Annotated in this window: 15 protein-coding genes and 3 pseudogenes; 11 read left to right on the top strand and 7 right to left on the bottom strand. The window is 36.9% G+C overall.

Annotation, left to right across the window (positions count from 1 at the left end; genetic code table 11):
* The first annotated feature begins 2 nt into the window (after positions 1-2).
* The 3 genes and pseudogenes from BFG52_RS15355 to BFG52_RS16960 all read left to right on the top strand — a co-directional run bounded on the left by BFG52_RS15355 (position 3) and on the right by BFG52_RS16960 (position 3,180).
* On the top strand, positions 3-569 hold the full coding sequence (locus BFG52_RS15355) for a hypothetical protein (protein WP_067558198.1): 567 nt from the start codon (positions 3-5) through the stop codon (positions 567-569).
* Positions 562-1,602 (top strand): annotated as a pseudogene (locus BFG52_RS15350) (RHS repeat protein); the annotation flags it as partial. The gene BFG52_RS15355 and the pseudogene BFG52_RS15350, both read left to right, overlap by 8 nt.
* A gap of 64 nt (positions 1,603-1,666) precedes the next feature.
* A protein-coding gene (locus tag BFG52_RS16960) for an IS3 family transposase (protein WP_099092610.1) occupies positions 1,667-3,180 on the top strand; the annotation gives its coding sequence in 2 pieces (ribosomal slippage) (positions 1,667-2,111 and positions 2,111-3,180; 1,515 coding nt in all).
* 2 nt (positions 3,181-3,182) lie between these two features.
* Here the strand turns inward: BFG52_RS16960 and BFG52_RS15335 are convergent.
* Complete coding sequence (locus BFG52_RS15335; RefSeq protein ID WP_067559637.1) at positions 3,183-3,653, bottom strand: helix-turn-helix domain-containing protein; 471 nt, start codon at positions 3,651-3,653, stop codon at positions 3,183-3,185.
* 50 nt (positions 3,654-3,703) lie between these two features.
* Between BFG52_RS15335 and BFG52_RS15330 the strand changes: the two genes are divergently transcribed.
* From BFG52_RS15330 to BFG52_RS15310, 6 genes and pseudogenes are all read left to right on the top strand, one after another.
* Positions 3,704-3,967, top strand: coding sequence for a hypothetical protein (locus tag BFG52_RS15330; protein ID WP_067558192.1), 264 nt, complete (start codon positions 3,704-3,706; stop codon positions 3,965-3,967).
* Positions 3,968-4,012: 45 nt separating this feature from the next.
* On the top strand, positions 4,013-4,456 hold the full coding sequence (locus BFG52_RS15325; RefSeq protein ID WP_157758123.1) for a hypothetical protein: 444 nt from the start codon (positions 4,013-4,015) through the stop codon (positions 4,454-4,456).
* 155 nt (positions 4,457-4,611) lie between these two features.
* Positions 4,612-4,797 (top strand): annotated as a pseudogene (locus tag BFG52_RS16715) (RHS repeat-associated core domain-containing protein); the annotation flags it as partial.
* 139 nt (positions 4,798-4,936) lie between these two features.
* Entirely contained in the window at positions 4,937-5,683 is a 747-nt protein-coding gene (locus BFG52_RS15320; protein ID WP_067558186.1) for an IS5 family transposase, read from the top strand.
* Between the two features lie 19 nt (positions 5,684-5,702).
* Complete coding sequence (locus BFG52_RS16955; protein ID WP_067558183.1) at positions 5,703-6,113, top strand: hypothetical protein; 411 nt, start codon at positions 5,703-5,705, stop codon at positions 6,111-6,113.
* Between the two features lie 16 nt (positions 6,114-6,129).
* The gene (locus tag BFG52_RS15310) at positions 6,130-6,354 is read left to right on the top strand and encodes a hypothetical protein (RefSeq protein WP_067558180.1); all 225 of its coding nucleotides are present in this window, start codon (positions 6,130-6,132) and stop codon (positions 6,352-6,354) included.
* A gap of 73 nt (positions 6,355-6,427) precedes the next feature.
* Here BFG52_RS15310 and BFG52_RS15305 read toward each other — a convergent pair whose 3' ends face one another.
* From BFG52_RS15305 to BFG52_RS16950, 3 genes are all read right to left on the bottom strand, one after another.
* On the bottom strand, positions 6,428-6,940 hold the full coding sequence (locus BFG52_RS15305) for a transposase family protein (protein WP_067552569.1): 513 nt from the start codon (positions 6,938-6,940) through the stop codon (positions 6,428-6,430).
* Entirely contained in the window at positions 6,873-7,196 is a 324-nt protein-coding gene (locus tag BFG52_RS15300; protein ID WP_099092643.1) for a helix-turn-helix domain-containing protein, read from the bottom strand. The genes BFG52_RS15305 and BFG52_RS15300 overlap by 68 nt, the downstream gene beginning before the upstream one ends.
* Before the next feature lie 64 nt (positions 7,197-7,260).
* A protein-coding gene (locus tag BFG52_RS16950; RefSeq protein WP_099092610.1) for an IS3 family transposase occupies positions 7,261-8,774 on the bottom strand; the annotation gives its coding sequence in 2 pieces (ribosomal slippage) (positions 7,261-8,330 and positions 8,330-8,774; 1,515 coding nt in all).
* A gap of 249 nt (positions 8,775-9,023) precedes the next feature.
* Here BFG52_RS16950 and BFG52_RS15285 point away from each other — a divergent pair.
* Both BFG52_RS15285 and BFG52_RS15280 read left to right on the top strand, forming a co-directional pair.
* Positions 9,024-9,521 carry a hypothetical protein gene (locus tag BFG52_RS15285; RefSeq protein WP_067558172.1) on the top strand — a complete coding sequence of 166 codons (498 nt, stop codon included), beginning with the start codon at positions 9,024-9,026 and terminating at the stop codon, positions 9,519-9,521.
* Positions 9,522-9,736: 215 nt separating this feature from the next.
* Positions 9,737-10,318, top strand: a pseudogene (locus BFG52_RS15280) (IS5 family transposase); the annotation flags it as partial.
* A 209-nt stretch (positions 10,319-10,527) separates the two neighbouring features.
* Here the strand turns inward: BFG52_RS15280 and BFG52_RS15275 are convergent.
* The 3 genes from BFG52_RS15275 to BFG52_RS15265 all read right to left on the bottom strand — a co-directional run bounded on the left by BFG52_RS15275 (position 10,528) and on the right by BFG52_RS15265 (position 14,025).
* On the bottom strand, positions 10,528-11,640 hold the full coding sequence (locus tag BFG52_RS15275) for a hypothetical protein (RefSeq protein ID WP_067558169.1): 1,113 nt from the start codon (positions 11,638-11,640) through the stop codon (positions 10,528-10,530).
* A 440-nt stretch (positions 11,641-12,080) separates the two neighbouring features.
* Positions 12,081-13,007, bottom strand: coding sequence for a magnesium transporter CorA family protein (locus BFG52_RS15270; protein WP_067558166.1), 927 nt, complete (start codon positions 13,005-13,007; stop codon positions 12,081-12,083).
* Between the two features lie 64 nt (positions 13,008-13,071).
* The gene (locus tag BFG52_RS15265) at positions 13,072-14,025 is read right to left on the bottom strand and encodes a magnesium transporter CorA family protein (RefSeq protein WP_067558163.1); all 954 of its coding nucleotides are present in this window, start codon (positions 14,023-14,025) and stop codon (positions 13,072-13,074) included.
* Positions 14,026-14,036 lie beyond the last annotated feature (11 nt).

Below are 14,036 nucleotides of genomic sequence, written 5' to 3'. Positions count from 1 at the left end.
AGATGAAACCACATCATTTATCTATTGTTAAAGGTCCGTTTACTACAGGAAGACATCAATGGATGATACCAGAACTATTATCTGAAATTGAAGATAAAGATTTTTTGAAATCAATATCTAATTATATTTTGGATTGTCATGGTCTTGACATTGTTGATGGCTATCAGTTTATCGTAACTGATAGAAGTGTGTTTAATATCATAAGTCATACAAATTATTTATGCTATGTTGTTGTAGCTGATAGTGATTATTTTGAAGATGTTCCTGTTTTTTTTGAGAATGAGTGGGATGAAAATTTAAAGTTTGATGAGATGTTTTTGTTAGGCTGGACGGTTAATAAATATACAGAGCCTGCTATACTTTATGGAAAATATCCTATAAAAATACAAGATAATAATACTTTCATTGAAAATGAAAATATTATTAATAAATGGGGCTTGATTAATGAATATAGTATTGCAAAAAAAATTGCTAAAGAGAATTCTAGTTTAGACCCATATGATGAAATTTGGAGACCGCTAGCAATATTTGTTGATTCATATTCAATGAATAAATTAAAATTATTATGATCAGCTCGGGCGTTTAGCACGTGAGCATCAACAGTATTTATTACCCGATGCTGCATCATTATCCGCAGTATTGCGTTATGAATATGATGCCTTGGGGAATTTACTTAAAACGATTCGCCCAGATGGGCAAGAGCAAAGCTGGCTGAATTATGGTTCTGGCCATGTATATGGTGTGGTGTTTAATCAGAAGGATCTCGTGGCATTTAAGCGTGATGATTTACACCGTGAAGTGGAGCGTTTACTGGCGAATGGTCTAGTAGAACAAAAAGAATATAATCCTGTTGGGTTACTCACGGCACAGCGGATTTTCTCAGAACAAGCAGATCATACAACGCATTATCAAGCACAGCGAGAATATCACTATGACCAAAATTATTTACTGACCCAAGTGCAAGATAGCCGTCTAGGGCAAATCAATTACCAATATGACCCTGTGGGGCGTTTACTGAAAAGTCAGGGACAGCATCTGCAGGAAATTTTTGCATTTGACCCGGCGGGTAATTTAATTGATGCCAATACCACGGGACAGAGCAAAATTAATAATAACTTGCAGACTCAGTATCAAGGTGCACATTATCGTTATGATGCACAGGGCAATGTGGTCGAGAAGCAATATCAAGGTAAAATTTTAAAGTTACAGTGGGACAATTTAAACCGTCTCCAGCGTAGTGATTATGATGGTCTGCAAACAGATTATGGCTATGATGTATTAGGGCGCAGGATCTTTAAAAAACAAGGGCGTGAATTGACCTTATTTGGTTGGGATGGTGATCTCATGATATGGGAGTCGTATCAAAACCAAGCTGATGATCATGCCGCCTATACCAAGCACTATTTATACGAGCCGAATAGCTTTGTGCCATTGCTGCATACTGGGTATCAGCAGTTTATTCAGTTGATTGAAACGCCAGATTACAGCCAATACCAGACTAAACCTTATTCGGTATATAAAGACCCAGTGTGGAAAGATACACGAAAACAACGTGCAGAACTGGAGCGTACTTTATTCTACCATTGTGATCAAATCGGTACCTCTCACTGTCAGGATAGTTGTCACCCCCTCTGAAACTAAATTTATGAGGGTAAAGGAGTGACAAATGAAACATATTTCATCTGAACGAAAAACGAGTGTCTTAGCTAAATTATTACCACCTTACAATATGACTGTAGCAGCTGTTGCTCAAATGGAAGGTATTTCTGAATCAACCCTTTATAATTGGCGACAACAAGCTAAAGCCAAAGGAATTCCTGTGCCAGGTACGAATATTACAACTGAACAATGGCCTGTCGAGGCTCGATTTGCTGTGATCGTTGAAACTGCAACCATGAGTGAAGCTGAAATTGCTGAATACTGTCGTAAAAAAGGACTTTATCCTTCTCAACTCATCGAATGGAAAAGTAATTTCTTAGACATACCTGAAAAAGTCAGTAAAAATGAGCTTAAAAAAGTGAAAAGTGAAAATGCAAAATTAAAAAGAGAACTGATTCGTAAAGAAAAAGCACTAGCTGAGGCGGCAGCGATTCTGGTTCTTCGAAAAAAGCTCAACGATTATTACGGGGAAGTCGACGAGGACAATTAACGAGTATTGATCATCGCCAGCTAATTATTTTATGGATTGGTGAAGCAGTAACAGCAGGTGCGCGCTTAAAAATAGCCCTTAAAGAGGTTAATTTAAGTTTACGGACTTGGCGTAGATGGCAGAAATCGAGTGAAGATCGTAGAACGACTGTTATCCGCCCAACACCAGTCAACCGATTGAGTATTGAAGAAGAACAACAGATATTAGAGATCTGTCATCAGCCTCGATATGCTGAGCTTCCACCTTCTCAAATTGTTCCAAGGCTTGCAGATCAAGGCATTTACATCGCCAGTGAGTCTACATTTTATAGAGTGCTTCGACGCCATGGGGAGATTCATCACCGAGGACGACAGCACAAACCAAGGAACATAAAACCACCGACAACTTTCAAAGCCCACACCTCATGTCAGGTGTGGAGTTGGGATATTACTTGGCTCCCCTCAAAGGTCCGTGGTCGTTGGTATTACTTGTATCTGATTGAAGATATATTTAGTCGCAAGATTACTGGAGCTGAAGTACATGAAGTTGAGAGTGGTGAGCTTGCGGCTGAACTCGTTCATCGTACGGTACTGCGTGAGCAATGCTATCGCCAACCATTAATACTGCATGCAGATAATGGGGCTGCAATGAAATCTCAAACTTTACAGGTGAAGTTAACGGATTTAAATATCTCGCCTTCACACAGTAGACCGCGGGTGAGTAATGACAATGCCTATGTTGAGTCATTATTTAAGACCTTGAAATACGTACCTTATTGGCCATCGTCAGGCTTTGAAAGTTTAGATCAAGCCCGAGTTTGGGTTGACGGTTTTATTCACTGGTATAACGAAGAACATCGTCATAGTGGTATTAGTTATGTTACGCCATCACAACGGCATAAAGGTGAGGATATTGGGTTATTAGCGCAACGGTCTGAAGTATATCGTATAGCGCGAGAAGCAAAACCAGAACGCTGGTCAAAGCAGATTAGAAACTGGCACAGAAAAGATGTTGTTATGCTTAATCCTGAGCGATTAAAAATAGCGGCTTAAAATCAACAAAGGGTGACAACTACCTTGACATTTACCGCTTTTTTCAAGCTATGTCGGGTCCGTTTAAAGGACATACCTGATAATCTTAGAAATTGACGAATAATTTGGACATTAACGGACATATCAAATTTTTCATGTAATTTAACACGAACTTGCTCTGCATTAAGAGGGCTTGCATTTACCCATTCTAAGATCTGTTGTTTATGTTCCTCCGAGAGTATATTCGGTCTACCTGAGCGATGGCCTTCTTTAATCGATTCAAATTGATGTAATTCCCAATGGCGACGTTGTAATCGTATAGTTTCGGGTATTCGATTCTGAAGTTTAGCTACTTCCGCTACAGTTTTCCCTTCAGCGAGCCACAATATAGTTTGTGCACGTTGTCTTTCACGCCAATGTGAAGCGTGTTTAGTGAGATGAATAAGTCGTTCTTGTTCATCTAGAGTAAGGGGAACTTTAACAATGCGTGGCATATTTATGTCAAAAGTAGGAAAAAACATATTTTTGCATGTTTAGTTTAATAATGAAACTTAAGAATAGAGCAAAATTAACTGATTTGGTCTTATCCGGAATTTCAACAGGAGTTAGCTATGGTGCATATGGTGTAGTTGTCGGGGTTGATAAACCTATAATTTATACTACTAAACCTGATGGAAGTTTGGAGTTAGATCCTGATTTCAATGATTTTAAGGCGGTTGGTATTGGTTTGGGAACACCTGGTTTAGGCTTTGATTTTAGTGGATCAAAAGCTGTATACAATATTCATACAATGGAGAAGTTAAAGTAATCTGTTACAGTGATTATAGCTTTTTATATTAAATTTAGAGGTTGTATGTCAAAATTGAAATTATTAATGCACTTAGTTATTATAGGTTTAGTACTATTTTTTATGTTCCATAAACCGGAACTTCCAAAAGGAAGAGTAAAAAATTCGAATGAATATAGTGTATTTTTAACTAACCAATTTGATGAGTATGAAATTAAATTAAATGAAGAAATGCATACTAGCGTAGCAACTTTTTTATATTATATTATAGATTCTAACAATATGTCTATTGAAGCATATAATAAAGAGAAAGATGATCTTAAATCTTTGGGGTGGCGTTATATTGGTGTCGTTTCAAATATGGAGGCATTTTGTGATAAAAAGAATAATATGCTTTCTTTTAAGTTCCCTAATAAAAATGCTCATAAGGATGATTTATTGGATAAAAATTGGGGTGTAGAATTAATAGCTTATATTTATGGTAATCCTGAATGTAAGCTATTAAAATAATATTCTTTACTGTACTATTTTAGAAAGGATTTATTGTATGTGAAATTTATGCTTCTACTGATATTTGGTACTTTTTACCTTATATAATAGAAGGGTGGGCGGATTTAAATATAAGGTGTGACCGATTTAAAAGCATTATGATAATCTACTAGTTCAATAATCTATTAGAGCAAACCAATATTCGTTTCCAAGTTTAATATTATGATGTGGAAACAGGATTACATTATAATCGCTACCGCTATTATGAACTGCACAGTTCCCGTTATATTGGGAAAGACCCGATTGGATTAGATGGTGGCTTCAATAATTCAGCCTATGTCAGTGATCCAAATGCTTGGATTGCAAAGACAATTTAAACTTCCAAAGTCAAGTAAACATTGCCAAGATTTACAAAGTAAGATTAGGGTCTGTTGACATTTGTTGCCTAAAAAAATAGCGAGGTAGTAAAATCAAATCGCCAAACCTAATTTTACACTCGCTATGCCTCGTACAATGTTAAATGATCAACACTGGTCTAAGTTAAAATCTATTTTCAGACATTTTAATATTTATCTCAAATTAAATTTACGAAATTTTATTGAAGCCATCTTATTTCGTATTAGAACGGGATGTCCTTGGAGAGATTTACCTAAAGAATTTGGTAATCATAATTCAATCTTTAAAAAATATAATCGTTGGTCTAAAAATGATAAGCTTATGAATATATTTAAGTTATTTAGTAAACATGCTGACAAAGAATGGATTTTTATTGATGGCAGTCACGTCAGAGCACATCAACATTCAGCAGAAATTAAGCATCAAGATATTTCTAAAAGTATCGGTGGTAATAGCTCTAAAATACATTTAGCAACTGATTCTAATGGTAATCCAATAGACTTTATTATTTCTGACAGGACATCTCATGACATAAAAATTGCCCCAGCCCTAGTATCAAAACTGGATTTGACTGAATCAGAAATACTATGTGCTGATAAAGGTTATGACTCTGAAAGTCTGAGAAATCAAATTGAAGCGACTAAAACAAAAGCGAACATTCCTAAAAAATCCAACACAAAATCCAGTAATGATTATATGGACTGGTATATGTATAAAATCAGGCACTTAGTTGAGAATACATTCTGCAGATTGAAACAGTTCAGAGGAGTTGCTACACGATATGACAAGCTAAAGCGTAATTATCAAAGTGCTGTTGCCTTAGCTTGTATCTATATTTGGTTGCCTCTTTAGATCAATTTATCGACTGTAAATGTCAACACACCCTAATAATCTAAAAAATGAACTATATAACAAAAGATACCCAGATTTGTTAGAGAATAGATTGAATTTACCAGAGCGTATTGGTCCAGGTGAAAAGCTATCTCAAACTATAAGAGGGCATAGAACTCTGATTAATAGTACTGATTCAAATTTACGAGATTGGGAAGATAGATATGATAATGAATGTTTTGACGATAAATGTGATACAGGATGTTCTGCTGTTGGAAGTACAAAACCTGTGGAGTTGAAGACCATTGAACTTAGTGCTACATCTTCTAAAGTTGGTAAAGTTGTTGCAGCGGGAGGTTTAGTGTATATAGGTTATCGTATAGTGAGAATGCTACCATCATTAGCACCACCGCTTTGGCCAACGATTCCTATAAATCTAGCTACTCCTTGATATAATAGGAAATAGAATGAAATACTCTCATAATTTAATTGTAGAGAAAGTAATCTTCCATGGCAAAGAAAATCATGGGAGGTGGTTTGAAAATGCAGAGAATAAATGCGAGTTACCAGTAAGAATAAGCTATGCAGAAAACAAATCAATACTTGAGAATAGTTGTAAGGTTCTAAGGAAATTGCATGACAGACAAGAAAAACTTTGGTTAAAGTTTTTTGATTTCCAAACTGAGCAATAAACATTCATTTATGTTTTTAAATAATTGCTCATTTATCTTTTGGTGACTGAAAGTATACATTAGACTTCCTTCATTAATCATTTTTTAAACAGCCATCTTTTTGATCTCCCGCCCACTCAAGGTTATATATACCTGCTAATAAATTGAATCTTAAATTTATTCTTTTTCGCCGATTTCTGTACACACAGGATAAGATTTTAAAGATTTTCATTCTTCCAAAAACATGCTCAATACCAATTCGTCTACGGCTGATTTCTTTATTGAATTTTTTCAGCTGCTTATCTAGAGCACACCCTCTTTTAGCCTTAAAAGGAACCAAGCAACCAAATCCAAGTTTTTCTATACCTAAATAGCCCTTGTCAACTATAAAAAATGGTTTAAATTTAAGATATTTAATACTTTTATTAAATATCTTAAAATCATGAACTCTACCTTTATCGCAACAAACACTCAGTATTTTACCGGTCATATAGTGCATTGAAACTTGAAATTTAATCGTGTGACGTTTCTTTTTGCCGCTATACCATTTTTTCTGTTTTTTTTGGACGTTGCACGAAAATCTCTGTTGCGTCAACGACAACAACATCCCAATTAGCTTCTTCTCGATCAGGCATTTGTTTGGGTAGACTAAATTTCCCTGATTTAATCAGAATATCTTCAATCTTACGGGTGGTTCGGAGTGCACTGGTTTCTGAAACACCATAATTCATGCCGACATGGAATAGCGTTCTATATTCCCGCCAATACTCTAAACACAAGAGAAGACGGTCTTCTAAGGGCAATTTTGGAGGGCGACCCTTGCCAGTATTGACTGGTAATTGAACTCTTAATTCATCCATCATTAAATTAAATGTGGACCAACTAATGCCCGGTAAATGTCAAGGTAGTTGTCACCCTTTGTTGATTTTAAGCCGCTATTTTTAATCGCTCAGGATTAAGCATAACAACATCTTTTCTGTGCCAGTTTCTAATCTGCTTTGACCAGCGTTCTGGTTTTGCTTCTCGCGCTATACGATATACTTCAGACCGTTGCGCTAATAACCCAATATCCTCACCTTTATGCCGTTGTGATGGCGTAACATAACTAATACCACTATGACGATGTTCTTCGTTATACCAGTGAATAAAACCGTCAACCCAAACTCGGGCTTGATCTAAACTTTCAAAGCCTGACGATGGCCAATAAGGTACGTATTTCAAGGTCTTAAATAATGACTCAACATAGGCATTGTCATTACTCACCCGCGGTCTACTGTGTGAAGGCGAGATATTTAAATCCGTTAACTTCACCTGTAAAGTTTGAGATTTCATTGCAGCCCCATTATCTGCATGCAGTATTAATGGTTGGCGATAGCATTGCTCACGCAGTACCGTACGATGAACGAGTTCAGCCGCAAGCTCACCACTCTCAACTTCATGTACTTCAGCTCCAGTAATCTTGCGACTAAATATATCTTCAATCAGATACAAGTAATACCAACGACCACGGACCTTTGAGGGGAGCCAAGTAATATCCCAACTCCACACCTGACATGAGGTGTGGGCTTTGAAAGTTGTCGGTGGTTTTATGTTCCTTGGTTTGTGCTGTCGTCCTCGGTGATGAATCTCCCCATGGCGTCGAAGCACTCTATAAAATGTAGACTCACTGGCGATGTAAATGCCTTGATCTGCAAGCCTTGGAACAATTTGAGAAGGTGGAAGCTCAGCATATCGAGGCTGATGACAGATCTCTAATATCTGTTGTTCTTCTTCAATACTCAATCGGTTGACTGGTGTTGGGCGGATAACAGTCGTTCTACGATCTTCACTCGATTTCTGCCATCTACGCCAAGTCCGTAAACTTAAATTAACCTCTTTAAGGGCTATTTTTAAGCGCGCACCTGCTGTTACTGCTTCACCAATCCATAAAATAATTAGCTGGCGATGATCAATACTCGTTAATTGTCCTCGTCGACTTCCCCGTAATAATCGTTGAGCTTTTTTCGAAGAACCAGAATCGCTGCCGCCTCAGCTAGTGCTTTTTCTTTACGAATCAGTTCTCTTTTTAATTTTGCATTTTCACTTTTCACTTTTTTAAGCTCATTTTTACTGACTTTTTCAGGTATGTCTAAGAAATTACTTTTCCATTCGATGAGTTGAGAAGGATAAAGTCCTTTTTTACGACAGTATTCAGCAATTTCAGCTTCACTCATGGTTGCAGTTTCAACGATCACAGCAAATCGAGCCTCGACAGGCCATTGTTCAGTTGTAATATTCGTACCTGGCACAGGAATTCCTTTGGCTTTAGCTTGTTGTCGCCAATTATAAAGGGTTGATTCAGAAATACCTTCCATTTGAGCAACAGCTGCTACAGTCATATTGTAAGGTGGTAATAATTTAGCTAAGACACTCGTTTTTCGTTCAGATGAAATATGTTTCATTTGTCACTCCTTTACCCTCATAAATTTAGTTTCAGAGGGGGTGACAACTATCCTGACAGTGAGAGTGCCTGTAAGTCTGCGAAACTTATCATCAGGTAACTTTTTAACGTCTTTATATCTCATTGAGATATTATCGCTAAGAATTAGATTTTTAGCTGTATAGTTGGTAATCAAACAGCTGTGTATTTTTTAATTTATGAAGGAAGTCTATTTAGTTAGGTTTTAATTTTTATAGGTAAGGTGATTACAATGAATTTCGAGGAAATTAAAGAAATAATCTATTCTCGTGATATTGATGAGATTAAAGAAATAATTTTTTCTCGTAAAAATAGTAAAGGGAATGGAAAATTTTTTAGAAAAGTAGCTTTTGAGTTAGAGTATTCGATGTTAGGCGAAGAGAATTTTCCTGTTGAAATATTTTTACTTTATATGGAAATATTATCTGATAAGGATTTATTAAAAAGTAAGGGTACATTTTGGTTCTTATTTCATATTTATAATGATTTTGATAAAATAGGTAAAGAGCAATTAGATAATCTAAAGCAAATCATTGTTGAAAGTTATAAATATAATTATGAAGAAAAATTGAAGTTAGTTGCTCTAGATATTTTTTTGAGAAAAATGTCCCCAAAAGATATTTTCGATATGCAGAGAATAGCAAAATCGCTAAATTTGAGTGATGAAAATAACGATATTGTATATGGTATCAATGAAATGTTTAGACGTTATACAGGCAACAATAAATGATATGCTTAGTCTAGTAAAATTTCAGATCATTTGTAGTGCTCTAATATAATTAAACTACGAAATAAAGTGGATTTTTTGCATAAATGCTTAAAGCCCCAATATTACTGAGATGAAAGATACTCCTAAACCTTGTTATAAAACATTGAATTTGTCTGAACACAACAAGGTGCTTAAAAGCCGTGGGCGTATTGATTGTCCATTATTTTGGCTAGGGTCATAATTCAATCTTTAAAAAATATAATCGTTGGTCTAAAAATAATAAGCTTATGAATGTATTTAAGTTATTTAGTAAACATGCTGACAAAGAATGGATTTTTATTGATGGCAGTCACGTCAGAGCACATCAACATTCAGCAGGAATTAAGCATCAAGATATTTCTAAAAGTATCGGTGGTAATAGCTCTAAAATACATTTAGCAACTGATTCTAATGGTAATCCAATAGACTTTATTATTTCTGACGAGACATCTCATGACATAAAAATTGCCCCAGCCCTAGTATCAAAACTGGATTTGACTGAATCAGAAATATTATGTGCTGATAAAGGTTATGACTCTGAAAGTCTGAGAAATCAAATTGAAGCGACTAAAACAAAAGCGAACATTCCTAAAAAATCCAACACAAAATCTAGTAATGATTATATGGACTGGTATATGTATAAAATCAAGCACTTAGCTGAGAATACATTCTGCAGATTGAAACAGTTCAGAGGAGTTGCTACACGAGATGACAAGCTAAAGCGTAATTATCAAAGTGCTGTTGCCTTAGCTTGTATCTATATTTGGTTGCCTCTTTAGATCAATTTATCGACTGTAAATGTCAACACACCCTAATGATCTATTTTGAAAAAAATAGAGTTTAAGATCATCCTCGACATCTTTAATCAAAATAGTCTTAGCCTATCTTGGGTTTTTATAATCTAGCCTAAGTCTGTACCATATACAGAATATCAGGTACAGACTGAGTTGTTTCGCTATTCTCTGTTCTAATCATCAGATCTAAGCAATTAAAATAATGCCTCTAGGCGTAATGCGCTACTGAGGTAATGTGAACGGTGTTCACGATGTTCATTGGCATAGCGTAGATCACCTTGAAGAAAAATCCATTCACGCCAAATGGGTTGGCGCCATGAAACAAAGGGCCCCCATGAGTTTAAACGTAAGTCGTTATTATTATAAAAACCCCCTGTATACATACCATAACTAAAGCGATTATTGTCAAAAAACTGATGTTGTCTAAATAGATGATTATCCCAATTTAGGTCATCATCTTGTTTATCGGCATAGGTAAAGCTCAGTTGGTTGGAGACCAAGGCTTGTTGGGGCGGTGTATAGCTCAGTTCTAGGTTGCTTCTTAGGTAATTTTCACTTTTGGAACCATAACGATAAATTTGCTCGGCATGGAAATTAAAGTCATTTGCCATTTGCCAGTCTCGTTTGGCTTTTAAACGGACATAGAGGTCATCGCCAGAGCGTAGACCTAAATCGGCATCAAGATCGAATGGTAGGCGTTTTGAAAATTCCGACCAGCGTAAGGCAATAGAGGCGTTGTCTTCACGAACACGTCGCCGGTCAAAAGACTTATCTGCTTGAAATGCTGGATTTTCATTATGAATGGCAACGTTACTTTCCAACTCGTTATCGAGGGAGTCATCACCAAAAACTAAGCTTAATTTACGTTGCAAAGTGGGGAGTTTAAGTTTGCCGCGTACCCGTGGTTTGACTTCATACTGATCATGTTTGTCATAAGATTGGTCAATGATCACCCTTAATGTTGCATCGGCTGGATGATCTGGGTCCGGTTCTCCAAACCATTGATCCATATGATTGGCGGTACGGTCTAACCACATGCTGACATGACTTTGTTTTTGATCTGCCCAAGTTCGATCTTGGGTATCTTGTTGTCTGGGAACAATGGGCGCATTGGATTCTGGTGGTAGCACAGTTGGTGTTGCATCAATGAGTTCAGGAACATAGTCCAAAATAGTTTGTACCGTTGAGCTTTTGGAGGCATCCTGAGTCGCCTCTGTCGTTGAACTTTGCGCAAAACTGACCAGCGGGAACAGACCTAGACAGATCGTAGACGCTAAGATAGACAGTGTATAAGATTTATTTTTCATTGTTTCACTCTAGCCTTGTCATCATCCATTTTTTAGCATGTATTGTATTGAGCCAATCTATGAGGGGATGGCTATCAATCGCAATATTTATTACAGTAACATTAAAGTTACTGCTTTTATATGCGAAGGCATAGAAATATGTTTGGGTTGATATGATTATTTATCATCGCAAAATAATAAATCAGCATGCATTATGTACAACAAGCAAAATGCATAACAAGCAAAAGGTATAACAAGTAAAAGCAGCTTGCTGTCGTGATTAAAGGTGATATAAAAAATAAACCCATTTATATGGCTGAGTGCCTCAGCAAACACAGCTCACGATGTCTTAGGAGAAGTCTCGATATAAACATCGTGAGTCTGAGGCAGTTATAAGATAACTGGGTATGGTATAAATGAGCGATCAGTTCATTGTTTATAAAACCAATAACTCTTGACTGTTAGAAGTAGCGTTTTTTATAAAAATAATATGCGACTAAAGCACTGCACAGACACATGGCGATGACCAAATAATTAAAAGCATATTCGGCTTCTTGAAAGGGGAGCGGTACGTTCATCCCATAGATACTGGCTATCAATGTAGGAATAGACAATACAATGGTAATCGCGGTAAGCAACTTAACCACATGGCTGACGTTGTTTTGAATAATATTGCCATAGGCATCCATGACATTATTTAGATTCAACTGATTAATTTTGGCAACAGCAGCAACCTGTTCAAACTCGATTAAGCTTTGTCGATATAACGCGTGGTCATAATCGCTGTGTAAAATAGCATGTTGTAATTCAGCTTTACTGAGTACTTGTATAAGTTGTTTTAGGGAGCTATTGATGTACAGCAAACTTTCATTTAAATACAGCAGGGCATATAACTCTTGGTTACGGTAAGACTGTACCAACTCTGCTTCAGCCTGTTGAATGGCTTGTTCTATATTTTGTATGGCTTGTACAAAATGTTCTGCAGTATTGGCGATCACAGTCATGGCAACCTGTGCGGGTTGCGGTTGATTATGCAACAGGCTGGAATGGGTGAAAAAATCAGGTCCTAAAGCGGCATCTTTTTTGCAAAGGGTAATGAAATGGTCTGCCGTTAAGATCATGCTAAAAGGTACTGTACGGTATTTCACCGCATCGGCATGTTGCATTACATCTGGGTCGGTATATGGAATGTGCAGAATCAGCAGCACACATTCGCCTTGTTGTTCGATACGTGGGCGTTCATCTGGATCAATGGCAGCAGAAATAAAGCTGGCAGGAATATTATAATCTGCGATTAAATTTTGGGTGTGTTGCCGTGTGGGGGTGATGCTTCTATACCAAGCTAAGCTATTGTGCTGTGAGCGGTCGTGACGATAAATATGAATCATGATGAGCTACTCTAAAATATTAATGAAAAGAATGACTGCATAAGGCGGCGGATTCGCGATGACCTCATCGAATACGCAGGTATTTCTTTTTATAAAACAGCAACAATAATCCAGTGACCAAGACCAGCATGCTGATGGATATCACGATGGTGGAGATCCATTGTTCTTCGTAGGGAAGTGCAACGTTCATCGAGAAAATACTTCCGATCATGGTTGGAATCATCATCACAATCGCCAATGTTGTTAGAATTTTTAACACTGAATTGAGGTTGTTATGAATAATTGCAGCATAAGCATCCATCAAATTACTGGCACTTTCTCTACGCATTTCAGTCACTTCTGTAGCTTGGCGTAAGTCAATGAGGGTATCTGCTAAACGCATCGCCTCATGTTGATGGATTTTAATCTCCTGTCCATCCATCAGACGTTGATACAGTAGTGTCATGGCGGTTAAAGCAGTCGAAAAGTACACTAAACTTTTGTTTAGACTCATCAAGGCAAATAACTCATGATTCCGATAAGAGCGTTTGAGCTGCTGTTGCAACTGAGCCATTTGTTTATTTATCTGGGTAAGATGTTGGTTATAAGATTCTGCGATGGCTTTAAAAAGCAATAAACTGATACGCGTTTTCATACAACTTTGAAAGTCACCAAAGCGTCCAGCCATGAGCTGTTCTATCATGGGAAGCTGCTGACGACAAACAATAATCATATGGTGATCGCAATGAATTAAGCCAATCGGACAGGTTTGATAGGGCGCAGTATGTGGATCATGCAGAGGCTCGAGTCGATAAGGTGCATTGAGCAATAACATGATTTGATCTGGTGATTTTTCGATGCGTGGACGCTCATTTTGATCTAGCGCCGCAGTGCATAATTGTCGTGGCAACTGCAATGCTGTTTCCACAATGAGTAGTTCATCTAGACTGGGTTGAATTAATAAAATTAAACTGTTATGCACGATTTCTGGGACTTCAAGCAATTGTGCTTGTGCATTGCTTTGATATATTTTTAACATGATAAAGTCTC

The sequence above is a fragment of the Acinetobacter larvae genome (assembly GCF_001704115.1).
Lineage (GTDB): Bacteria > Pseudomonadota > Gammaproteobacteria > Pseudomonadales > Moraxellaceae > Acinetobacter > Acinetobacter larvae.
Note: the sequence above shows the minus strand (reverse complement) of the source record. Positions and strands in the feature narration are given on the sequence as shown.